The sequence below is a fragment of the [Actinomadura] parvosata subsp. kistnae genome (assembly GCF_900323885.1).
Classification (GTDB): Bacteria; Actinomycetota; Actinomycetes; order Streptosporangiales; family Streptosporangiaceae; genus Nonomuraea; species Nonomuraea composti.
The window spans coordinates 1,742,968-1,765,191 of sequence record NZ_OOHJ01000018.1 but is presented as its reverse complement, the minus strand read 5'-3'; the positions used below and the strand labels follow the sequence as shown (position 1 = coordinate 1,765,191).

Here is a 22,224-nt window from a genome sequence, read left to right as displayed (position 1 = left end):
TGTGGCGCGTCTCCGCAGGTCAGCCGTGGTCGCGGAGGGTGCGGAGGGTTTCGGCCTGTTCGGCGGTGACGCCCTTGGCGCGCTGGGCGACGGCCTCCTCCGGGGTCAGGCCGGCGCCTGCCCAGGACGCCGTCTCCTCGAACGGGATGCCGGCCCGCCACCACTCCCGCGCCACCGCCATCGGGGTCAGGCCGCGCTGGATGTAGCGGGCGGCCTCTGACGGTTTGAGGCCGAGCTCCTGCCACATGCGGGCGGTCGGGGCGTCCACGTTGTGGCGGGCCCAGGCGGCGGCCTCGTCGTCCACCCAGTCGGCGCCGCAGTAGCTGTAGATGACGAGCGCGTCGGTGTTGCCCAGGCGGGTGATGAAGCGGTGGGCGCGGTCGCGCGGGTCCCCGCCGCCCGCGAACGCCATGAGGCTGGTGAACGCGTCGCCCGGGGCCGTAGGGTCGTCGGCGTCGCGGGGCTTGCGGCCTCGTTTGAGGTCGTACGCCTGCTCCGGGGTGTGACCCTGGTGCTTGAGGGCGATGGCGTCGGCGAGGCCGAACTCGTACTCGTGCCAGAGGAGCGCCTCCGAGGCGGTCATGCCCGCGGCGCGGCACTCGCCCACCGTGCCGGGGGTGACGTGGGCGGTGCTCCACTGGGTGGCCTGCGCCGGGTCGGTGACCCCGGCGCGCCGCCACGCCGACGCCTGCTCGGCGGTCAGCCGCCACGTCCACCAGCGGTGGGCTTCGGCGGGCGGGATCCCGGCGGCCTCGTACGGGGCCGGGTCGAACGGCGTCGTCATGATGCTCCTTCCAGACGTACGGTTTCCGCCCACCCGGGCGCCTGCCCGTTCGCGTCCAGGAGGGCGACGATGACGCGGGTGGTCCTCGGCGGGTGGGCCGGCCACGGGGTGCGGCCGTCGGTGATGGCGATGATCAGGTCCGGTGGCGGGCGCTTGGCCAGGGCGGCGGCGAAGCCGGCCCGCAGGTCGGTGCCGCCGCCGCCGTCCAGGTGCAGGGCGGGGATCCGGGTGACGGTCTGCGGGCGGTACGCGCGGGCGTCGCAGGTGATCACCGTGAGCAGCCGCCGTCCGACCCCCACGGCCCGCAGGATGCCGGTGACCTCGGCGAGCGCCTGGGCCAGCATGGTCTCCGTGATCGAGCCCGACGTGTCGATCAGCACGGTCACCGAGGGCAGGGGCCGGCGCATGCTCGGCAGGACGACGTCCGGCAGCGCGGCGGCCCTGCGTGACGGCCTGCGGTAGGTGTAGTCCACGCGGCCCGCCGCCTCGGCGAGGCCGTGGCGTACCTTCGCCGACAGGTGGCGGCGCCAGCTCACCGCAGGCTCCAGCACCTGGTCGGCCCAGCGGCGCCAACCGGCCGGGACGTCGTCCTGGGCGTTCAGGCGTTCGCGGATCCTGCGGGCGGTGTCCAGAGCGGTCAGGCGGGCGGCGGTGGGGGAGAGGGCGGGCAGGTCGTCGCGGTCCCAGGCGCGGGGCAGGCCGTCGCAGCCGCTGCCGCAGTCACCTGCGGTGTCGGGGGACGGTGGGGTCCCGGGCTCCGGACGATGGTGCCGGTCGGGTGGGGGGTTCGTGCGCAGCGCGTGCCAGTACTGCTCGGCGGTTCCGTCGTCGGGGAGGCCGAGCGTGGACGGTGTGGTCACCTCCGAAGGGCGGAGGGGGGTGAGGTCGTCGTTGATCTCGGCGTCGGTGGCCAGGTTCCACGTGCGTTGCTCCTCTGCCTGCGGGTGCACGGTGCTGCCCGGGTAGCGGCGGGCGTGCTCGCGCAGGAGGTGGGTCACCTGGTGGATGAGCCAGAAGCTCACCTCCTGGACGCTCTGCCGCGCCAGCTCCTCCGTCCCGACGTACACGTGCCAGCCCGGATCGGCGGGGAAGCGGCGCAGCTCGCCCGAGGAGGGGCCGGTGGCCAGGACGGGAGTGAGGGAGAGCAGGGCGTTCGCCAGGTAAGGGGCCTGGTGGGCGGCGCGGACGCGGGCCGCCGACCACTTCTCCCACAGCTCGGGGCTAGCCATCGAGCAGCCCGGCCGCGCGCAGGATCGGGGTCAGCTCCAGCAGCGCGTCCGGGATGCGGGCGCCGGGAGGGCGGTGGGCTGCGAGCGTGCGGGCCGCGAGGGTGGCCACGTCCGGTGCGGTACGGGCGGCCTTGGCGATCACCCGCCAGGCGGCGTCCCACCGCTCCACGTCACCGGCGGACACCGCGACCGCCACCACCGAGGTGAGCACGGCGAAGGCGCGGTCGCCGCGCCGGGGCAGCTCGAACGCGTCCGGGTTCGCGAGCACCGCCGCCGGGTCGGGCAGGTCCAGGTGCTCCAGCCAGGACAGGAACTCCAGGGCCGCGCCCTCGCCGACGGTGCCGGTCACGAGCATGGCCAGCACGTCGTCCGGGGCGCCGGCGGCCTTGCACGCGGCCATCAGCTTGGCGGCCGCCTCCCACGAACGCGGGCTGGGCCACCCCTGCCCACCGCCGCCCGTCCCCAGCCCACCGCCGCCTGTCCCCAGCTCATGACCGCCCGCGCCCGGCGCGCCGCCGTTCGATGGGACCTGGAGTGCCAGGGTGGGGCGGAGCTCCAGGAACGCCGCCACCGTCGCACGCGCCTCCATCACCTGCTCGCGGGACGGAGGCTGCGCGAACCCGGTCAGCGACGGCGCTGGGAACCCCACCGCCAGGCCCCGTGCGATGTGCCGGCCGTCCACCGGCCAGTTGAGGTGCACGAGCCGGTTGGCCAGCGGCGGCGCCAGGTCCCAGCCGTCGGCGGCCTCGTCGGGCGGGTTCGCGGCGGCGACCACCTGCACCTTGTCCGGCAGCCGGACGTCGCCGACCACCCGCTCCAGCACCACCCGCAACATCGCGGCCTGCACCGCCGGGGGAGCGGTGGTCAGCTCGTCGAGGAAGAGCAGGCCATGCCCGGCCGCGGCCAGCCGCTGGGCCCAGGCCGGCGGGGTCAGCCGGACGGCGCCGTCGGAGATCACCGGCAGGCCGGCGAAGTCGCCCGGCTCCCTGATCGAGCCGATGACCACCTCGATGGGCCAGTTCAGGGAGGCGGCGAGGGCCACGACGGCCGAGGTCTTGCCGGTGCCGGGGCTGCCCCACAGCAGGGTCGGCACGCCTGCCGACACCGCGATCGCCAGCGCCTCCAGCACCGTGCGGCTGTCTCCCACGCTCACCTCCCCGCCGCCTGCGGTCCGGAGTCACCGGTCGCGTGCGCGCTCGGGTTGCCCGCCGCACGTGCGTTTCCGGCCGCCGGCGCGCTCCGGTCGCTCGCCGCGTCCGGGTCCCCGGTCGCCAGAGGGCTCGCGTTGTCCACAGCATGTGCGTCTCCGGTCGGGCTGTTCCTCGTACGAGCGGCGTCTCCCGCCCCCTGCGGACGCGGGCCGGGCGCCAGTTGGGTCACCAGGCCGGGGACGCCGAGTTGCCGGGCCAGCAGTGCGAGCTCGTGCGCCGGCAGTTCCCGCCGCATGGTGGCCACGCCGTCCACCAGCGGCGAAGCGGTCAGCCGTACCTGCCCGACAGCTTCCCGGAACGCCTCCGGATCCCATGGGAACGAGACCTCGGCCCGTTCGGCGATCCGGGCGACGTCCTCGGGGGAAGGCTGTGAGGGGATGCCGAGCCGGGAGGTGAGGCGGTCGCCGACGAGCAGGCCGGCCAGGTAGGCGCGGCCGGTCGCGAGCGGGCGGCGGGGGCGGGGGTCGGCGCCGTGGACCCAGGCGGTGACGATCTCGGCGACCAGGCGGGCGGCCGCGTGGCCAGGCCGGTCGGACAGGCCGAAGTCGCCCAGGTCGAACTGGTTGGCGGAGATCACCAGCGCCACCCGGTCGTCGGTCCAGCCGCGGGTGAAGTGGGTCCAGCCCCAGGGGTACTCGCCGCCGTGCCCGATGTAGGGGTGCGCGCCGCCGAAGACGTTGAACACGAACCCGACGGACATGCCGGGCTGCGGCCCGAAGAGTGTGCCCCCGGGCGCCTGGGCGGTGATCATCTGCTGGGCCAGCTCCGGGGAAAGTATGGGGGACCCGCCGCCGAGGATCGCCAGCACGAACCGGGCGTGGTCGGACGGCGTGCTCAGCGCCGAGCCGGCCGGGTAGTCGCCCGGGTACAGGCCGGGCAGCGGCAGCCGCAGGCCGGGCAGCGTGGCGTAGCCGGTGGAGCGCCGGGCGAGCAGGTCGTCCGGCACGAAGTCGGGGTGCTGCGCCCTCGGGAACACGGTCGATTCCATCCCCAGCGGCGCGAACACGTGCCGCGCCACCCATTCCGAGAACGTCACCCCGTCGGGGTTGAGCAGCTCGACGAGGTGCCCGGCCACGGCGATCCCGACGTTGCTGTACTGGTAGCGCGCTCCCACGGGCCCCGCCCAGAACGGCACCATCGTGCCCCCGTACGCGTCGGAGCGCTCCGCGTCGAGCACCCGCCGCAGGTGCTCGCCCAGCGGCGGGGGCGGCACGCGGTCGACGTTGCCCATGCCGGCGCCGAGCCCGCTGTGGTGGGTGAGCAGGTCCCGCAGCGTGATGGGGCGCGGCCCGTGCGGGTTGACGACGCGAACGTACGACTCGATGGGCTCGTCCAGCCCGATCACGCCGCGTTCGACGAGCTGGAGGGCGGCGACCCCGGTGTACGGCTTGCAGTCGGAGCCCGTGGGCGCGACCGTGCCGGTCGTCATCGGGCGGCCGGTGGCCAGGTCGGCGACGCCGTACGCCCTGGCCAGCGCCACCTCCGTGCCGACCCCGACCGCGATCGACAGGCCGGGCGTGCCGCAGTGCTCCATGATCTCCGGCACGAACGTGTCGAGCGCCTCTCCCAGCGTGCTGATGTCCATGCGTCAAGGCTGGCATTGACGCTGCCGAATCGTCAAGGCGAACGTTGACAGTCATAATGGTACGGTGCCAGAGCTACCCGACCTCGCCGAGCTGCTGTCGATCGTCGAAGCACGCAGCGCCGACGACACCGACGCCCTGACCCGCCTCACCGTGGCCGAAGGCGTGCTGTCCGACCTGCGGCAGGTCGGCGACCGCCTGCTCGGCTACCTGGTCGAGCTGGCCAGGGCCGAGGGCTGCTCATGGGCCGACATCGGCGACCACCTCGGCATCAGCCGGCAGGCGGCCCAGCAGCGTTACGGGCGGCGCTGGTCCAGCCTGACCATCGCCGATCTGGCCAGGTCGGGGGCGTTCGAGCGGTACACGGGCCGGGCCAAGGAGACCCTCGAACGCGCCGAAGCGCACGCCCGCCGCCTCGGCCGCGCCGCCATCGAGGCCGGTCACGTGCTGCTCGGCATCCTCGACGACCCGAACACCCTGGCCGTCCGCGCCATCGCCGCCCAGGACACCGACCCGGCCGCCGTACGGGAAGGGCTGGAACGCCGGCTGCCCACCGGCCCCGGGTCGCCGGCGGCGCTCTCGGTGGGCGCCGACGCCCGGCGCGCCCTCGCGGCGGCGCTCACCGAGACGGCCGAACTGCGGCACAACTACATCGGCACCGAGCACATGCTCCTCGGCCTCCTGCACGACAAGTCGGGCACGGCGGGCAAACTCCTGTGGGAGCACGGCATCGCCCTGGAGCCGACGCGGGCCGCCGTACGGGCCGAGCTGGAAGCGTTCCTGCGTGCCAGGGAGAGCTGACGCGGGCTGACGTACGGGCTGCACGGGAAGCATCCCTCGCGCCGGGGCGGGCTGACGGGGGCTGACGTACGGGCCGCACGGGAAGCGTCCCTCCGCGCCGGGGCGGGCTGGCGCGCTTCGAGGAGGGGCGGTAGGGCAGGCCCTACCGCGAGGTTTCCCGTGTACGGGATCGAGACCGTCCCTGACCGTCCGTAGTTTTGACCGCATGATCGCAACGAGCCTCCGCCGGTGGACCGGCGCCTCCGCCCTCGCCCTCGCCGTTCTCGGCGGCACCGCCACGCAGGCCGCGGCCGCCGCCCCGTCGCTCCAGGCGACTCTGAACGACCTCGTCGCCAAGCATGGCTTCCCCGCCGCGCTGGCCTCCGTGCAGGCGCGCGACGGCAAGCTGCGCAACCTCACCGCCAAGGGAGAGGAACGTCCGCCGGCCGACGGGTACGTCCGCATCGGCAGCAACACCAAGACGTTCACCGCCGTGACCGTGCTGCAGCTCGTCGGCGAAGGCAAGGTCAAGCTGGACGCCCCCGTCGAGAAGTACCTGCCGGGCCTGCTGCGCGGCAAGGGCATCGACGGGCGGCGCATCACCGTACGTCAGCTCCTGCAGCACACCAGCGGCCTGCCCGAGTACACCGACACCCTGTTCGCCAACGGCATCCTGCCGATGCTGCACGAGCACCACGAGCCCCGCCAGCTTCTCGACATGGCGCTGCGGAAGAAGGCGCAGTTCGCGCCCGGCACCAAGTGGGTCTACACCAACACGAACTACATCGTCGCGGGCCTGCTCATCGAGAAGGTCACCGGTCACCGCGCGAGCGAGGAGATCACCAGGCGTACCGTCGACAAGATCGGCCTCAAGCGCACCTACTTCCCGGCGGACGGCGACGAGAAGATCCGCGACCCGCACCCCACCGGCTACCACCGGGACGACCTGGAACAGCCGATGACGGACGTCACCGACTTCGACCCCTCCGGGGCCTGGACCGCCGGCCAGATGATCTCCACCCCCAGCGACCTCAACCGCTTCTTCACCGCACTCCTCGACGGCAAGCTGCTCAAGCCCGCCCAGCTCAAGGAGATGCGCACCACGGTCGCGGCGCCGCAGATCGGCCGCGACGGACGGTACGGGCTCGGCCTGAGCAGCGTGAAGCTGTCGTGCGGCGTCACGGCCTGGGGCCACGGCGGCTCCATCCCCGGCTACTACACCTCCAACGCCGCCACGGAGGACGGCCGCGCCGCCGCCATCGCCGTCACCCACATCCCCACCTCGGCCCCCGCCCAGCAGCAGGTAGAAGCCACCCTGGACACCGCCCTCTGCTCCCAGCACTGAGCCACAGCCCGGGACACCCGTCAGCGTTGGACAGCCGCCCGGGACACCCGTCAGCGTTGGACAACCGCCCGGTGCACCACCCTGTCGTTGCCGCGTCCCGGCCAGGCCATGACGAGTAGCCGCTGCCCCACCCTCTTCTCCCAGTCCGGCGGGTCGTAGTGGACGCGGATCCGGTAGTGCCCCTTCCTGCCGCGTAACGCGAGGTCGGGGAGCTCGACGCCGGCCAGGTTGTCGGTGAGCACGATGCTGCCGGTCGGGCTGTCGTAGCCGACCTCGACCACGTGCTCCCAGCCCTTGGTCTCGACCGGCGGGCGGCGGTCGTAGGTCTCGGTGGTGACGCAGACGCGGTAGGTGGTGTCGACCTCGATGAGCAGCCGGCCGGGCGAGGTGGCCACCAGGTCGAGGTCCTGCTCGTACGCCCCGTCGTCCGGCATGCCCTCCCCCTCGTACGCCTCCAGCCAGACCTCGGGCCAGACCGGCTCCTTCTCCCTGGTGGCCCGCACGGGCTCGATCAGCGGTCGGTGGCGCGGCGCCCGGTCGCACTGGGCCTGCTCCTCGGCCTCCCACGCCAGCATCTCGGCCTCCTCCTCGGCCGCCGCCGCATCGAGGTCCGCCCTGGCTTTGGGGCAGATGTCGCCCAGGAGAGCGGTCTCGTCGAGCACCGCGACGCCGTGCGCGGCCCGGAACTCGGCCGCCTCACGCAGGTCACCCCGCGTGTAGATGCCGCAGAGCCGCCGCCCGTACGCGATCAGCCGCTCGTCCGGCATCTCCTTGCCGAACGGCGGGTTCTCGATGCGCCGGACCGCGCAGACGAACCGCTGCTCGCCCGACGCCCTCGTCAGGTCCGCCGCCTCGCAGTCGCTCGCCGTCGTGAACCGGCCGGGCGCGTGATCCGACGGCGGCACGAAGGCCAGCACCGCCGCCGTCGCCACGCTCGCCACCACCGTCTGGTACGGGCGGCGCCCGCGTGGGCTGCCGCCGTGGGTGAGGAGCAGGAGCAGCGCGGAGGCCGTGAAGGTGGCGCTGTACCAGAGCGGGGAGATACCGGGGCCGGCCGAAAGCATCTGATCCGGAAATATCGGGACACCACGTAACGGGCTCTCGTACAAGGCCGAATCCGGCAGGAGACTGATGGAGGGGCCGACGACACCGCTCACCGCGCCGACCACCGCCGCGACCAGCAGCACCCCGACCGTGCCGAGCACGAGCCGGCGCGTGCGCACCAGCACGGCCGCCAGCACCAGCCCTGCCGCGCCGCCGATGCCGACGAGGATGTCCAGGGGCAGCCAGAGCTGCCGCAGGAACCAGCCGCCCGTGTCGAACCACGACGCGACCGGGCCACGCGGCCCCACCCAGGTGAACACGCCGTCCACGCAGTTCACGACGGCAGGCACCAGCGGCAGTACCACCGCCACCACCTGCACCGGCCACCACCGCAACCGAACCTTGACAGCACCACCCCGAGCCCGGGGACTCAGGGCTGTGCCACTACGCGACGCGGAAGGCCGGCTGCTCGTGGATGCGGCACTGTGCGGCTGCGGCGGCGCGCTGGGCCCGGCGGCGCTCACGTCTGCGGTGCTGTGCGGCCTCGGCGGTGCGGTGGACTGCGGGCTGGCGGACGCGCCGGTCGGGCTCGCGGAAGCGGCGGGTTGCGGGGGCGGGGCGTGGCGCCCGGCGGGCTCGCGGGTGTGGTGTCGTGCGGCCCTGGCAGCGCGCTGGGCTCCGCGGCGCTCGCGGATCCGGCGCTGTGCGCTGGCGCGTCGGGCTGCGGGCTCGGGGGTGTGGCGCTGTGGGGGTCCGGTGGTACGACGGCGGGCCCAAGGCTTGTGGGGGTGGCGTTGTTCGCTGCCCTGGGCGGGTTGCCGACTTCGCGGGCGGAGCGGCCGAGCCACACAGCCGTGACCACCTCGATCACCAGCCCGGCCCCTTCGCCCCACACGTACGCCGGGCTGAACGGGAACGACAAATCGGGCACCAGCACGGGCGCGGCGGCGACCGCGGCGCCCGCCCACAGCGTGCCCCGACGCCACCGCCCGTCCTTCGCCTGAGCCACCAGCGTCAGCACGAGCCAGAGCAGCCACGTCACCCCGCCCAGCGGCAGGACCCGGTACAGGATCTCGGCATCGATCGAGGCCAGCTCCAGTGCCAGGTGGGCCAGGGCCCGCACCGGTTGCAGGAGCCCCACGACGAGTGCCACCAGCCGCAACGACCGGGACACCCCGCGCGTCACCCGGTAGAGCAGCACCACGGCGGTGGCCCATACGACGATCTCCGGCAGGTCGACCCAGGGCAGGCGGTCGGTGAGCTCGCACAGCGCCCACACGTACAGGGTGATCCGCAGCAACCGCTCGGCCGCGCCCGGCCTCCCGCCGGAGCCGTCGTGGCGCTTCGGGAGGAGCTGCCACAGCCCCCAGACGCGTACGAGCCCCACCAGGACCAGCATCAGGAGGTGGTCGGTGTCCAGCTCGTCGGGCTCCCCGGCGTACCGGCCGTAGACGAGCAGCAGGGGCAGGCGGGCGTCGCCGCTCAGGAACGCGGCGGCGCCGGACGCGGCGACCAGGACCGCGAGGGCGGCGATGAGGATGGGGCCGAGGCGGTAGCGGAGCACGGGAGGGTTCCTTGGGGGGTGAAGGAACAAACCGCCCAACCCTAGCGGCGCGGCGGAAAGGCGTCGAGGAGGTCAGCCGGCCAGCTCGTCTCCCTCCACCGCCATCGGTGGCGGCACCCGCTGCGGGGTCAGGGTCGTGCGGCCGGTCAGCCAGTCGGCGAGGAGGTCGCGCTCGATCAGGAGGAGGGGCTGGCGGGCGGTTAACGCCTCGGTGCGGGCCTGGCGGGTGAGGCGCCCGGAGGTGACGAGGACGCCGGTGTGGCCGGCGAAGGTGTTGGCCAGTGCTCCCAGGAAGTTGCGGACCTCGGGGGCGCCGACCGTGCGGCTGTAACGCTTGCACTGCACCGCGTACGGGGTGCCGCCGGGCGCGACGGCGGTGATGTCGACGCCCCCGTCACCCGCACGGCCCCGCTCACGGACCCGCCGGAACCCTTCGGCGATCATGCGTTCGGCGACGAGGTGCTCGAATTGGGACCCGGTCATGAGATCGACCTTCGCCAATTCGGTGTTGGCCGCGAGGAATTGCCGCCGATGCGCTTGGATAACCCGATATCGCAGGAATATGGCCCCGCAGAAAACGGCGATCAGGAGCACCGCGATGCCGACCGCCTGCGCCGGATTCGCCATGGCGAATTTGGCCATGAGCGCCACCGCGATGGCGGCGCCCACGAGGCCGAGCAGCAACAACTGCTCCCGCGTGCTCGACTTGGAGCGCTTCCTGCGACGTCCGTGCCGCTTCGCCATCGTTTCCTCCCGAAGGTTGGTGCTGATGGCGAGTATGAACGGTGGCACCGACAGAATTCGAGCCCGCGGTCCTTTGTGGAGAAATGCCGTTGATGTCGGAGAACAACTAAAGGGACGGCGCCGGGATGAACGCGGCCACCTGCTCGGCGAACTCCTCCGGGCTCACGATCGGCACGCCCAGCGTCTCGGCCTTGGCCCGCTTCGACCCGGCCTTCTCGCCCGCCACCAGCAGCGAGGTCTTGGCGGACACGCTGGAGGAGGACTTGCCGCCGGCCCGCTCGATCAGCTCGTTGACCTCGTTGCGGGTCAGCGCCGCCAGCGGCCCCGTCATCGCGCCGGTCACCACCACCGACATCGAGGCGAGCGGCAGGCCCTCGGCCGGCGCCTCCGGCTCTTCGCTGGGCGGGGTGGCGCCGGGCTCCACCATGTTCACCCCCGCGCGGACGAGCTTGTCGATCAGCGGGGCGAGCTCGATCAGCTCCTCCACCACGACCGGCGCCTTCTCCGGCCCGATGCCGTCGACCTGCTGGATCGCCTCGGCGTCGGCGGCGCGCACGGCGTCCATGGTGGCGAAGTGGCGGGCGATGCGGCGGCTCATGGAGCGGCCGGTGCCGCGCACGCCGAGCGCCGCGAACACCCTGCTCAACGGCCGCGTCTTGGCCTGCTCGATGGCGGCCAGGAGGTTGTCGGTGCTGGTCTCGCCCATGCGCTCGAGGCCGAGCAACTGCTCGCGGGTCAGGAAGAACAGGTCGCCGAAGTCGGCGATCAGGCCGGTGTCGAGGAGCTGCTTGATGCGGTTTTCCGCCAGGCCCTCGATGTCGAGGGTGTCGCGGCCGACCGCGTACGTGATGGAGGCGATCGCCCGGCAGCCGCGCCCGCGCACGCACCGCCACCGCTCCTGGGAGCTGTCGATCGCGTCGCCGCACGACGGGCAGACCTCGGGGATCGGGATCGGCCGCTCGTCGCCGGTGCGCAGGTGCACCACCGGCGCCTCGACGCGCGGGATGACGTCGCCCGCCTTGTAGACGGTGACGCTGTCGCCCAGCATGAGGCCGCGCCGGGTGATGTCGGCGACGTTGTGCAGGGTGGCGTAGGTGACGATGCTGCCGTCGAGCTCGACCGGCTCCAGCACGGCGCGGGGCGCGATGACGCCGGTGCGGCCGGTGTTCCACGTGACGTCGAGGAGCTTGGTGATCTTCTCCGTGGCGGGCAGCTTGTAGGCCACCGCCCAGCGCGGCGCCCGCGAGCTGAACCCCGCCTCCGCCTGGTCGGCCGCCAGATCGCACTTGATCACGATGCCGTCGATGCCGAACGGCAGCTCCGCCCGCGCCGCCGCGATCTCCCCGATGCGGCTCTGCGCCTCGTCGAGCGTGGTGGCCACGATGCCGGCCACCGGCGTGGCGGCCGTGGTCTGCACGCCCTGCGCGGCCACCCACTCCATGATCTTGCTGTGCGGCCATTCGCGCAGGCCCACGGCCAGGTCGGACGTGTCACCGGGCGCGGGCAGGGCGCCGTAGCCGAAGAACGTCAGCTCGCACACGTACGGCCGGTCCTGGGCGCGCAGCGTGCCCGCGGCGGCGCTGCGCGGGTTGGCGAACGTGGTGCCGTCGTGCGCCTGCCGCTTCGCGCACGCCTGCTCGAACTGCGAGGCCGTCATCATGACCTCGCCCCGCAGCTCCACCGTCACGGCGTCGGCCAGCCGCTCCGGCAGGCCGACGATGGTGCCGATGGCGTGCGAGACGTCCTCGCCCGCGCTGCCGTCGCCCCGCGTGACGAGCTGGGCCAGCCGCCCGTGCCGGTAGCGGGCCGAGATCGCCAGCCCGTCGAGCTTGGGCTCCACGCTCCACGCCGTGACCGGCCGCCCGAGCCTGCGCTCCACCCCCGCCGCCCAGTCGGCGAGCTGCTCGGCGCCGAAGACGTTGTCGAGGCTCAGCATCGGCACCGTGTGCGGCACGTCGCCCACCACCGCGCCGCCGGCCACCTTCCCGGTGGGCGACGACGGCAGCACCGACTCGGGATGCTCCTCCTCGTACGCCTGGATGCCGCGCACCAGCCGGTCGTAGGCGTCGTCGTCGATCGTCGAGGTGCCGTCGGCGTAGTAGGCGGCGGCGGAGTCGACCGCGAGCTGCACCGCCTCGGCGTAGGCGGTGTCGTCGGCGAGGGCGGTGAAGGGGGGTGTCTCGGTCATGCACCCATCATGACCTGCGGCACCGACAATTCGGCGGGCCGGCTCAGCGGGCCGTACCGAACGGGTTGTCGATCGCGTACCGCCACCGGCCGTCCGCGCCGCGCCTGGCCACGTCGGTGGCGGTGCCCTCGATATGGACGTGCTCGCCGTCGCGGCCGGTGCCGTCGATCTCCCAGTCCACGATCAGCAACGCGAGGTCGCCGGCCGCGTACACGTGCCGGGGACGCACCGTGATCGGCACCCCCAGCCCCATGAACGCCACGTTCGCGGCATGCGCGTCGGCCCCGGTCAGCGCCCTGCCCGGCTCGGGCACGAACACCGCCCCGCCCTCGTACACCTCGGCCACCGCCGCCGGGTCGCCGCTGTTGAAGCGCTCGGCGAACACGCCGGGCACGTCCTGCGGCCGCTCCGCGAGCTCACGCATCGTCCACCACTCCCTCTGAGCAGGTAGAAAACAGGTGACGGCAACGCTAGGAGGCTCCTCGGTGGCTCACCAAACGGTTCGTCACGCGCCCGGACTGCCGGACGACTCCCGGGCCGCCGTGGCCGAGCCCACCCCGTCCTGCCCGGTGGAGATCACGCTCGCCGCGCTGCGCGGCCGGTGGACGACGCTGGTGGTGCGCGAGCTGCTCAAGGGCGAGCACACGTTCACGCAGCTCGCGCAGGCGTTGCCGGCGCTCTCGGACAAGGTGCTGACGGACCGGCTGGCGCAGCTCGCCGACAGCGGCGTGCTCGTCCGCGACCGCCGCCCCGGCTGGCCGCCCCGCACCTCCTACCGCCTCACCCCGCGCGGCCGGCGCCTCGGCCCGGTGCTCCAAGCACTGTGGGACTGGGGCGCGGCAGAGGGCGACACCGACTGGGGTGCGGCAAAGGACGACAGCGGCCGGGGCGCGGCAGAGGGCGACAGCGGCTGACAGCGATCCGGCAGCGATCCGGCAGAGCCCCCTGGCACCGTCGCGGCCATGGACATCACGGACGTTCTCATCGCAGGCGCCGGCCCGACCGGCCTGACCCTCGCCGTCGACCTGGCCCGCCGCGGCGTCGCCTGCCGCGTCGTCGAGCAGTCGCCCGAGCCCGCGGGCGGCTCCAAGGGCAAGGGCCTCCAGCCGCGCACGCAGGAGGTCTTCGACGACCTCGGCGTGGTCGCGCCGATACTCGCGACCGCCACCCCGTACCCGCCGCTGCTGGTCAGGATGGGCCGGGTGCCCGTCTGGCGGACCCGCATGCACAAGCCCGCCGCCGCCACGGACGCGGTGCCGTACCCGACGGTCATGATGCACCCGCAGTGGCGCACCGAGGCGGTGCTGCGGGAGCGGCTGGCCGAGCTGGGCGGAAAGGTGGAGCAGGGGGTGGCGCTGGCCGGGTTCGAGCAGGACGCGGACGGGGTGACGGCCAGGCTGGGCTCCGGGCAGAGCGTGCGGGCGCGTTACCTGGTCGCCGCGGACGGCGGCAGGAGCCCCGTACGCAAGGCGCTCGGCGTCGGCTTCACCGGCGAGACCCGCGAGGAGCAGCGCAGCGCGCTGGCCGACGTGCGGGTGGCGGGCCTGGACAGGGAGCACATCCACGTCTGGGTACGGCCGGGCAAGGGCATGGTGGCGCTGTACCCCATGGCCGGCACCGACACCTTCCAGCTCCTCGCCACGCTGAGGCCCGGCGTCGAGCCGGAGCGGACGCTGGCCTGGTACCAGCGGCTGTTCGCGGAGCGGTCGATGCTGCGCGGCGTGCGGCTGACGGAGCTGCTGTGGTCCTCGCTCTACCGGGTCAACATCCGGCTCGCCGACCGTTACCGCTCCGGCCGCGTCTTCCTGGCGGGCGACGCCGCGCACGTGCACCCGCCGGCGGGCGGCCAGGGCCTCAACACCGGCGTGCAGGACGCCTACAACCTGGGCTGGAAGCTGGCCAGGGTGCTGGCGGGGGCGCCGGAGGCGCTGCTGGACACGTACGAGGAGGAGCGCAGGCCGATCGCGGCCGGGGTGCTCGGCCTCAGCGCGGGCCTGCACGACAGGAAGTCGGTCAAGCGCGACGAGGAGACCTACCAGCTCTCGCTGAGCTACCGGGGCGGCTCTCTTGCCAGGAGCGGCGGCGAGCGGGTGCCCGACGGCCCGATCACGCTCGCGGACGGGCGGCGGGCCCGCATGTTCGACCTGCTCAGGGGGCCGCACTTCACGCTGCTCTCTCCGGACCCCGCGCCCCGCGTCCCCGGTGGTCCTGAGGTCCGGACGTACGTGCCCGCGCGGCCGTACGGCACGGAACGGCACACCCTCGTCCGGCCGGACGGCTACGTCGGCATCGCCACCTCCTCGGCCGACGACCTGGCCGCCTACCTGGCGATGGTGTGAGGAACGCGGACGAGGCGGACCCCGTACACCACGATCCAGACCACCCACAGCAGCCAGCCGGCGAGCCCGATCAGCCCGAGCGGCCCCTCCTCCCGCATGACGGCGTAGGCGAGCGTGGCCGAGGTGAACTGGAGCGCCGCCGCCACGAACCCCAGCACCCCATGCCAGAGCCGGACGAACCCGGCGCGCAGCCCGGCGACGGACAGGCCGACGAGGGCGGTCGCGAGGAACGTGCCGTTGAGGGTGAAGACCGCGTCGTGCAGCGCCCAGAGGTCGGGGGAGGCGTCCGGCGCGGTCCTGGCCAGGGCGAGGCGGGTGGCGATGACGCCGGTGAAGGTGAGGTTCTGCAGGAGCAGGCCGGCGAAGCCCACCAGCGACCACGCCTCGGCGCGCTCGCGATCCGACCGCCACAGGACGGCGACCGCGCCCGCGCCGAACAGCGTGGCCAGGAGCCACGTGGCGGGGGCGAGGGCGGACACGAGACCGACGAGGCCGCCGTGCTCGGCGTAGAACGCGTTGACCGCGCCGATCGGCGAGCCGGCGAGGGGCAGGCCGGCCGGGGCCAGGACCAGGTTGGCGCCCGCGATGCAGGCGGCGAAGCCGAGGGCGGCCAGGCCGGTGAGCCGGGAGAAGCGCATGGCGAAGCTCCTTTACGATGGTTATATTCAATATAAGCAGCGTAAAGCCATAAGGTGCAAGGCATGGGTGAAGGAGCGCGCAAGTACGACTCGCTGCGCCGCACGGCGCAGGCGCTGGAGACGCGGGCCGGGATCGCCGAGGCCGCGCGGCGGCTCTTCGTCGAGCGGGGCTGGGCGGCGACGACCGTACGGGACGTGGCCCGCGAGGCCGGCGTGTCCGTGCCGACCGTCTACTCGGTGTACGGCAACAAGGCCGGCCTGACCCGCGCCCTGGCCGACGCGGCCGGGCTGGAGGCCGACATGGAGCGGCAACTGGCCGGGCTGGAGGCGCCCGAGGCCGGCCCCGAGCGCCAGCTCGCCGCGATGGCCGGCTTCGACCGGAGGCTGTACGAGCGCGCCGGCGACGTCATCACCCTGCTGCGCGAGGCCGGCCGCACCGAGCCCGAGCTGGCCACCGTCTACCGTGACGCCCGCGCCCGGGCCGATGAGACCCGCGTGGCGGTCTTCTCCTCCTGGCCGGCCGGCACCCTGCGCGCGGGCCTCGACGTGCGGGCCGCGACCGACGTGTACGCGGGCCTGTGCAGCATCGACGTCTACACCACGCTCACCGTCGAACGGGGCTGGTCACCGGATCGGGTCGAGCGGTGGTGGGGCGAGGCCCTGGCGCGCGAGCTGCTTTCCTGACCAGGTCAGTCCGCCGACACCAGGCGCGCCGGGAACCCGCCGGTCGCGATGGGCCCCCAGCGGTCGATGGCGATGCGGATCAGCGACTTGTCCTGGCGCCGCATCGCCTCGCGGTACTCGTCCCAGTCGGGGTGCTCGCCGGCGATGCACCGGTAGTACTCCACCAGCGGCTCCAGCGCCTCCGGCATGTCCAGCACCTCCGCGTGCCCGTCCACCTGCACCCACGGGCCGTTCCAGTCGTCCGACAGCACGCAGATCGACACCCGGTCGTCACGGCGGGCGTTGACCGCCTTGGCCCGGTCGGGATAGGTGGAGACCACGATCCGGCCGCTCTCGTCCACGCCGCAGGAGACGGGCGAGAGCTGGGGCCGCCCGTCCGCCCGGGTCGTGGACAGCAGGCCGTGGTGCCGGGGGCGCAGGAAGTCGAGCAGTTCGGGCAGGTCGACGCGGCGGGCGGTAGCGATGTTCGGAGCCATCTCGATGCCTTTCACTTCAGAACGTGCTCCGATCCTTTCAGACCGTCGCCAGCCGCCTCATGCGGCACTCGCGCCTCCGTGTCAGGCCGCCAGCAGCAGCCCCATGTAGTACTCGTCCACCCGCCGCCCGTCCACGTCCAGCGCGGAGCGCCGCAACCCCTCCACCTGAAAGCCGCACGCCAGGTACAGCCCGAGCGCCCGCAGGTTGTGACTCATCACGGTCAGCTCCAGCCGCGCCATCCCGGCCGCCCGCGCCTCCCGCACCGCCTGCTCCAGCAACCGCCGCCCCAGCCCCTGCCCCGCGTGCGCCGCCCGCACCCCCATCACGACATATCCCGTACGCCGGGCGCGCCTGTACGGAAGCACCTCCACCTCCACATACCCGGCCGCCACCCCGCCCTCCGCCATGGCCACCACCACGAACGACGCCCCATCAGGCGGCAGCCGCTTCGGCACCGGATCACGCTCACCCGGCTCCAGCAACATGAAACTGCTCTCCTCGTCCAGCCGCAGCTGCAGGTCGAGCAGGGCGGGCGCGTCGCCGGGCCCGGCACGGCGAATCTCGATCACGGACGCCGAGCCTGCGCGCTCCCGGCGCCCGCCGTCAACCCGGCCGGCTCCGATCCCTACAGCTGGACGAGCCCGACCCCCACCAGGACGAGGCCGGCCGCCGACGCCACGGCGCGCAGCGTGTTGAAGGCCGTCCATCGCGGCGAGTAGTCCGTGAACGACATGGTCCCGGCGTCCAGCGCGTTGTTCATCGGCACGTTGATCGCCACGGTGACGAGGAACGAGCCCACGAAGCTCACCGCGGCGGCGGCGAAGAACCACAGGGCGGCCGGGCCGTTCGCGAGGATGCCCGTCACCAGCGCCGCCAGCGGCGAGCCGAGGAAGGCGAGGTAGAGCCACGGGTTGAGGATCTTGCGGTTGATGCTGCGCATCGCGGCCTCGGCCTGGGCGGGGTCGATGGCGTTCAGGCCCGGCATGACGGACATGGAGAAGGTGTAGAACAGGCCCGTGAGGGCGCCGTGCAGCAGGAGGGTGATGAGCGCGAGTGCAAGCATGGTCTTATCGTGACGCCCACCGAGTGAGACGGTCCAGCGGTGATGCGCTCGCTTCCATACGCGAGCGTCTACCTACTCGTGCGTGTCATGGCATGCGTCAGGGATCCGGTCGCACAGGACGGGCAGCCTGCTCACCGCGTTCAGCACCACCCGGTCGCCCAGCGGCCGGTCGAGCCTGACGACGCCCTCGCCGGACATCCCCACGCCGGCGCACATGCCGGAGCCCTGGTCGGGGACGTCGATGCCCAGCACCACCACGTCGGCGTGCTCGGCGACCCGCACCCGGACGTCGAGCGGCTCGCGACCGCAGACGCCGTAGCTGTAGCGCACCAGCAGCGTGCGCGCGTCGAGCGGCTGGTAGTCGTGGACCTCCTCGCCGCCGATGCGATCTCCGATCAGGTCCTCCAGCCGGCCGAGCGCGTCCCAGTCGATCGCCACCTGGTCGATCGTGCCGGGCAGGTCCGCGAAGCGCAGCCGCCAGGCGGGCACGGTTGCCATGCCGCGCAGCGTCTTCAACCGCATCGTGGTGAACGTGGCCCTGGTCATGTGGTAGCTCTCGTCCTCCGGGAAATCGGCGTCCGTGCCGCCCCACGGCGACTGCTCCAGCAGGGCCTGCCGGGCGCTGATCAGCGGCACCCGCCTCGTGGTCCCGTCGTCCCAGCGCACCTGCCCCTCCGCCGGGGTCGCGGGCAGCGGGCCGGCCACCTTCCAGCCGAACTCCTCGTCGTGCCGGATCTTGTCCAGCACCTTCGGCGGGATCACGCTCAGCTCTCCCAGCGGCACGAACCCGTCGCGCCACCGCTCGGCCGCGCCGCTGGTCCGCCAGGTCCAGACGGCCAGGGCGGCCTCGTCCTCGAACGCCCTGTGCAGTGCCATCGGCGCCGCACCGAGGAACAGCAGCACCGCCACGAGCGTCACGCCTAATCGCACCATGTGGTGATCTTGACAGAATCGTCCTGAGGGTTGCCAAGCGAACGAGATCGGGAGACCGTGGCGGCGTGCGCGATATCCCCGGACCTCCCACCCAGTCAGACAGCGGGCTGAGCGCCATCACGGCGGCGGGCGGCCTGCACGCCTACCAGCTCGACCTGCACGAACGGTACGGCCCGCTGGTGCGTTTCCAGCTTCCCGGCGCTCCGTCGGCCGTCTCGGTGGCCGATCCCGTGCTTTTGGAGGCCACGGCCGCCGTCAACAGCCGCTCGGACCGGCTTTTCGCGTTCCTGGAGCCGCTGTGCGAGGCGGGCAACCTGCAGACCCTGCCCGCCGACGAGCACGGCCCGTTCCGCCGGGCGCTGCTGTCGGTTCTCGCCGGCCGCCGCTCCCACGAGGCTCACTTCCCCGCGTTCACCGCCCTGGCCACGGACCTTGCCGACCGCTGGGCCGCCGCGGGTGAGGTGGCGCTCCAGCAGGACCTGAGCGCGCTGTCGCTGCGCATGATCTGCCAGTACGCCCTCGGCGGCGACATCGACGACCCCGCCGGGGTGGTCAGCGCGTTCGAGACCGTGCTGACCGTCTACCTGGGCCGCGGCCACGAGAGCGACGACGACCTGGCACGGGCCGAGCAGGCGCTGGCCCACCTGCGCGCGGTCGTGGACGGCGTCCTCGCGGCCGGCGGCAGCGACCTGGTGGCCGCCCTGGTCAAGGCCGACATGAGCGCGGCCCGCATCCGCGACACCGTCCTCATGATCATGCTGGCCGCGCACCACACCACCGGCGTGGCCGTCTCCTGGACCCTCCACCTCCTGGCCCGCCACCCCGACGCCGCCGCCCGGGTGGCCGCCGAGCTGGACGACGTGCTCGGCGAGCGACCCGCCCCGTCGTACGCCGACCTCAAACGCCTGCCCTACCTGGAGATGGCGCTCAAGGAGTCGATGCGTCTCTACCCGCCTGGCCCGTACGGCGCCCGCGAGACCACCGAGGACCTCACCCTCGGCGGCCACCCCATCCCGGCCGGCACCACCATCTTCTACCCGTTCTGGGCCGTCCACCTGAACCCGGAGCACTGGCCGGACCCGCACGCCTTCATCCCCGAACGCTTCACCCCTGAGGCGTCGGCAGGCCGCCCCCGGTTCGCCTATGTTCCGTTCGGGCTGGGGCCGCGCAGCTGCGAGGGGGCGAGCCTGGCCATGGTGGAGGCCGAGCTGGTGCTGGCGGTGCTGCTGAAGCGGTTCCGCTTCGAGCCGGTCGAGGGCCATCCGGTGGTGCCGGTGGAGCGGTTCGTGCTGTGGGCCGAGGACGACATCCGGATGCGACTGACGCCCCGGTGACCGGCGCGCGTACGAACGAGAGGGCCCGCCGGATGACGTGATCGCGTGTGGCACTGATCACGGCAGATGTGTGGATTCCTGCACAGATGATCGCTCGCGGTCTCCGTAGTGTCCCTGCTGTCGGGACAAGCCCGGCAGCACCGACACGAAGGAAACGGAGCCCGATCATGCGTAAGACCCTCGCGACCGCCGCCCTGGCCGGCTCGATGGCCGTCACCGCCCTGGCGCTCAGCCCGGCCGTCGCCCACGCCGCCACGCCCACCGCCACCACGACCACCGCCGCGAGCACGGTCACGGTCGTCAAGTGGGGCAAGTTCTTCTCCAGCGACCGCAAGGCCTACACCTACGGCAAGACGTGGGCCTCGCACGGCAAGGTGTTCACGAAGTGGTACGGCGTGGACCGTCCCGGCGGCAAGAAGGGCTGGGTGTGGTTCGAGTACTACCAGAACGGCTCGTGGCACAAGTTCAACAAGTCGTGGGATGGCGAGGTCGTCGGCGCCTGGAGCGGCAAGGGGATCAAGAAGGTCTACACCTTCACCTGCTGGGCCGGGAAGTTCGACAACTGCGGCAAGAAGTACCGCATCTACTAAACCTTGAACCGGCGTTGCCCGGCATCCCGCCTGGACGACGGGGCGGTCACGCGAAGCTACCCATGACAGCTTCCTGGTCTCACGGAGCAGGCTCTCATGGTCGTATCATCGCTCGCCGCCCTCGCCCTGGTCGCCGCGTTCCCGGCCCCGGCCGTGACGCCGCAGCGGAATCCCGCCGCGTTCCCGGCTCCCGCCGTGACGCTCCAGCAGAAACTCGCCGCGCTCTCTGCGCTCACCCAGCCCACCGCCCGCAGCGCCGCCGCCTGGCGGCACGCACGGGACGACCGGTCGTCCTGGGCGCCCTACGCCTTCGACTGGTCGACCGACCTGTGCTCGGGCAGCCCCGACAAGCCGCTCGGCTTCGACTTCACCACGCCGTGCGTGCGGCACGACTTCGGGTACCGCAACTACAAGGCGGTGGGCCGCTTCCCGGCCAACAAGGAGCACGTCGACCGGGCCTTCCTGTTCGACATGAGCCAGGTGTGCGCCACGTACGCGCAGATCCGCAGGACCGCGTGCGACCGGCTGGCCCGCTCCTACTATCAGGCGGTACGGCGGCTGGGAGCCGTCGTCTGAGGAGGCCACGGTGGCACAGCGGGTCAAGGTCGAGGGCGACAGGTACCACGGGCACGTGCCGGAGGGCGCGACGTACGTCGGCAGGGCGGCGCCGGGGCTGAAGGCGAGCCCGTACAACAGCCCGCACAGCGTGGGCGGCAAGGGCTGCCGGACGTGCGGCGGGCGGGTGCACGAGCGGTCCGAGGTGATCGAGCTGTACCGCGCGCACCTGCGCGAGCATCCGGAGCTGGTCGAGCGGGCCCGTCAGGAGCTGGCGGGCCAGGATCTGGCCTGCTGGTGCAAGCCCGACCAGGAGTGCCACGCCGACGTGCTGCTGGCCGTCGTGGCGGGGCAGGAGCCGTGAATCCCGGCCGGCGAGGCTGGGCTCCGTAGAAGCTCAGCTCGCGGGGACGAACGCCGTAGGGGCTCAGCTCGCGGGGATGAGCTCGAAGACCGGGTGGTGGCCGGCCTCGGCGACGAAATCCTCCACGGGGGAGTCGGGGGTGGCCAGGAAGTACGGGCGGGTCGGGGTCGCGATGGCGATGTAGCGCTTGAGCACCGGGCCGGCCTCCTGCGGGGTGGCCTCCCGCACGGTGTAGGCGCGGGTCTCGAAGCGGCGGCGCAGGCTCACGTGCCCGTCCGCGCGGACGTTGTGCACCCACGAGACGACCCCGTAGGGGGCGACCAGCCAGCGCTTGCCGGCGTGCTCGACCACGGTCACCGGGTTGACGCGGGGGAGCCCGCTCTTGCGGCCCCGGGTGGTGAGCAGGTAGGAGTGCGGCACCAGGCCGGCGCGGATGAACACGCTGATGATGGCGTCGCCCACGCGGCGGCCCCGGCTGGAGCGGAACTGCCGGGGTGGGCGGGAAGGCTGGGCGGGCTGCGCGGGCTGGGCGGGCTGGGCGGGCTGGGCAGGGTGGTCGGGAGCCGGGTCGGGGGTCGCGTCGGGGGTCGCGTCGGCCATGTGCCGCACCTCTCGTCGGTCACTGCATGGGCCTATGTCCGGACATGTCCAGCCTATGCTCGGCCGTCCGGCTCCGCCGCGCTGCGGTCCGGCTCCGCCGCGCTGCGGTCCGGCTCCGCCGTGGCGCAGGATCGGCGATCCTGACCGCTTTCGATGACGGGCAAGAAGGTTGAAA

General features: G+C 73.0%; 24 protein-coding genes. 9 read left to right on the top strand and 15 right to left on the bottom strand.

Annotated elements, in window-relative coordinates; translation table 11 throughout:
• Window positions 1–19: 19 nt before the first annotated feature.
• Genes KIS93_RS28185 through KIS93_RS28170 form a run of 4 tightly spaced genes read right to left on the bottom strand, consistent with a single transcriptional unit; the run spans window position 20 to window position 4,809 of the window.
• Window positions 20–784: a hypothetical protein gene (locus KIS93_RS28185; RefSeq protein ID WP_080044855.1), complete on the bottom strand. Its 765-nt coding sequence runs from the start codon at window positions 782–784 to the stop codon at window positions 20–22.
• Complete coding sequence (locus KIS93_RS28180; protein WP_080044856.1) at window positions 781–2,013, bottom strand: vWA domain-containing protein; 1,233 nt, start codon at window positions 2,011–2,013, stop codon at window positions 781–783. The genes KIS93_RS28185 and KIS93_RS28180 overlap by 4 nt, the downstream gene beginning before the upstream one ends.
• Window positions 2,006–3,160, bottom strand: a complete 1,155-nt coding sequence (locus KIS93_RS28175) for an AAA family ATPase (RefSeq protein WP_222107644.1) — start codon at window positions 3,158–3,160, stop codon at window positions 2,006–2,008. Before KIS93_RS28175 ends, KIS93_RS28180 begins: the two co-directional genes overlap by 8 nt.
• Before the next feature lie 2 nt (window positions 3,161–3,162).
• Window positions 3,163–4,809: a serine hydrolase domain-containing protein gene (locus tag KIS93_RS28170; protein WP_080044857.1), complete on the bottom strand. Its 1,647-nt coding sequence runs from the start codon at window positions 4,807–4,809 to the stop codon at window positions 3,163–3,165.
• Window positions 4,810–4,873: 64 nt separating this feature from the next.
• On the opposite strand from KIS93_RS28170, the gene KIS93_RS28165 reads away from it, so the two are divergent.
• Complete coding sequence (locus KIS93_RS28165) at window positions 4,874–5,608, top strand: Clp protease N-terminal domain-containing protein (protein ID WP_080044858.1); 735 nt, start codon at window positions 4,874–4,876, stop codon at window positions 5,606–5,608.
• 205 nt (window positions 5,609–5,813) lie between these two features.
• Window positions 5,814–6,932, top strand: a complete 1,119-nt coding sequence (locus KIS93_RS28160; RefSeq protein WP_080044859.1) for a serine hydrolase domain-containing protein — start codon at window positions 5,814–5,816, stop codon at window positions 6,930–6,932.
• Window positions 6,933–6,982: 50 nt separating this feature from the next.
• Here KIS93_RS28160 and KIS93_RS28155 read toward each other — a convergent pair whose 3' ends face one another.
• The 5 genes from KIS93_RS28155 to KIS93_RS28135 all read right to left on the bottom strand — a co-directional run bounded on the left by KIS93_RS28155 (window position 6,983) and on the right by KIS93_RS28135 (window position 12,896).
• Window positions 6,983–8,347 (bottom strand): hypothetical protein, encoded by a 1,365-nt coding sequence (locus tag KIS93_RS28155; protein WP_186404490.1) that lies wholly within the window; start codon window positions 8,345–8,347, stop codon window positions 6,983–6,985.
• A 149-nt stretch (window positions 8,348–8,496) separates the two neighbouring features.
• Window positions 8,497–9,540: a hypothetical protein gene (locus tag KIS93_RS28150; protein WP_186404489.1), complete on the bottom strand. Its 1,044-nt coding sequence runs from the start codon at window positions 9,538–9,540 to the stop codon at window positions 8,497–8,499.
• A gap of 72 nt (window positions 9,541–9,612) precedes the next feature.
• On the bottom strand, window positions 9,613–10,284 hold the full coding sequence (locus KIS93_RS28145) for a restriction endonuclease (protein WP_080044861.1): 672 nt from the start codon (window positions 10,282–10,284) through the stop codon (window positions 9,613–9,615).
• A 106-nt stretch (window positions 10,285–10,390) separates the two neighbouring features.
• Complete coding sequence (ligA, locus tag KIS93_RS28140; RefSeq protein WP_080044862.1) at window positions 10,391–12,472, bottom strand: NAD-dependent DNA ligase LigA; 2,082 nt, start codon at window positions 12,470–12,472, stop codon at window positions 10,391–10,393.
• Between the two features lie 43 nt (window positions 12,473–12,515).
• Complete coding sequence (locus KIS93_RS28135; protein ID WP_080044863.1) at window positions 12,516–12,896, bottom strand: YybH family protein; 381 nt, start codon at window positions 12,894–12,896, stop codon at window positions 12,516–12,518.
• Between the two features lie 61 nt (window positions 12,897–12,957).
• Here KIS93_RS28135 and KIS93_RS28130 point away from each other — a divergent pair, with 61 nt between their 5' ends.
• Window positions 12,958–13,386 carry a winged helix-turn-helix transcriptional regulator gene (locus KIS93_RS28130; RefSeq protein WP_080044864.1) on the top strand — a complete coding sequence of 143 codons (429 nt, stop codon included), beginning with the start codon at window positions 12,958–12,960 and terminating at the stop codon, window positions 13,384–13,386.
• A gap of 48 nt (window positions 13,387–13,434) precedes the next feature.
• Window positions 13,435–14,811 carry an FAD-dependent monooxygenase gene (locus KIS93_RS28125; protein ID WP_080044865.1) on the top strand — a complete coding sequence of 459 codons (1,377 nt, stop codon included), beginning with the start codon at window positions 13,435–13,437 and terminating at the stop codon, window positions 14,809–14,811.
• Here the strand turns inward: KIS93_RS28125 and KIS93_RS28120 are convergent.
• Complete coding sequence (locus tag KIS93_RS28120) at window positions 14,793–15,449, bottom strand: hypothetical protein (RefSeq protein ID WP_186404488.1); 657 nt, start codon at window positions 15,447–15,449, stop codon at window positions 14,793–14,795. The two genes, KIS93_RS28125 and KIS93_RS28120, sit on opposite strands and share 19 nt — an antisense overlap.
• 63 nt (window positions 15,450–15,512) lie before the next feature.
• On the opposite strand from KIS93_RS28120, the gene KIS93_RS28115 reads away from it, so the two are divergent.
• Entirely contained in the window at window positions 15,513–16,133 is a 621-nt protein-coding gene (locus KIS93_RS28115) for a TetR/AcrR family transcriptional regulator (protein WP_080044866.1), read from the top strand.
• A 5-nt stretch (window positions 16,134–16,138) separates the two neighbouring features.
• On the opposite strand, the gene KIS93_RS28110 is transcribed toward KIS93_RS28115, so the two are convergent.
• The 4 genes from KIS93_RS28110 to KIS93_RS28095 form a co-directional block, all read right to left on the bottom strand.
• The gene (locus tag KIS93_RS28110) at window positions 16,139–16,609 is read right to left on the bottom strand and encodes a PPOX class F420-dependent oxidoreductase (RefSeq protein WP_080047456.1); all 471 of its coding nucleotides are present in this window, start codon (window positions 16,607–16,609) and stop codon (window positions 16,139–16,141) included.
• Between the two features lie 81 nt (window positions 16,610–16,690).
• Window positions 16,691–17,179, bottom strand: coding sequence for a GNAT family N-acetyltransferase (locus tag KIS93_RS28105; protein ID WP_186404487.1), 489 nt, complete (start codon window positions 17,177–17,179; stop codon window positions 16,691–16,693).
• A 56-nt stretch (window positions 17,180–17,235) separates the two neighbouring features.
• Entirely contained in the window at window positions 17,236–17,673 is a 438-nt protein-coding gene (locus KIS93_RS28100) for an anthrone oxygenase family protein (protein WP_080044868.1), read from the bottom strand.
• Between the two features lie 72 nt (window positions 17,674–17,745).
• The gene (locus KIS93_RS28095; protein WP_155128976.1) at window positions 17,746–18,606 is read right to left on the bottom strand and encodes a hypothetical protein; all 861 of its coding nucleotides are present in this window, start codon (window positions 18,604–18,606) and stop codon (window positions 17,746–17,748) included.
• Between the two features lie 65 nt (window positions 18,607–18,671).
• Between KIS93_RS28095 and KIS93_RS28090 the strand changes: the two genes are divergently transcribed.
• From KIS93_RS28090 to KIS93_RS28075, 4 genes are all read left to right on the top strand, one after another.
• A complete protein-coding gene (locus KIS93_RS28090; protein WP_186404486.1) occupies window positions 18,672–19,940 on the top strand; it encodes a cytochrome P450 in 1,269 nt (422 codons plus the stop codon).
• A gap of 167 nt (window positions 19,941–20,107) precedes the next feature.
• Window positions 20,108–20,530 carry a hypothetical protein gene (locus KIS93_RS28085; RefSeq protein ID WP_080044870.1) on the top strand — a complete coding sequence of 141 codons (423 nt, stop codon included), beginning with the start codon at window positions 20,108–20,110 and terminating at the stop codon, window positions 20,528–20,530.
• Between the two features lie 96 nt (window positions 20,531–20,626).
• Entirely contained in the window at window positions 20,627–21,106 is a 480-nt protein-coding gene (locus tag KIS93_RS28080; RefSeq protein ID WP_080044871.1) for a phospholipase, read from the top strand.
• Window positions 21,107–21,116: 10 nt separating this feature from the next.
• Window positions 21,117–21,449: a DUF4326 domain-containing protein gene (locus KIS93_RS28075; protein WP_222107643.1), complete on the top strand. Its 333-nt coding sequence runs from the start codon at window positions 21,117–21,119 to the stop codon at window positions 21,447–21,449.
• A gap of 63 nt (window positions 21,450–21,512) precedes the next feature.
• On the opposite strand, the gene KIS93_RS28070 is transcribed toward KIS93_RS28075, so the two are convergent.
• Entirely contained in the window at window positions 21,513–22,049 is a 537-nt protein-coding gene (locus KIS93_RS28070; RefSeq protein ID WP_080044872.1) for a nitroreductase family deazaflavin-dependent oxidoreductase, read from the bottom strand.
• Window positions 22,050–22,224 lie beyond the last annotated feature (175 nt).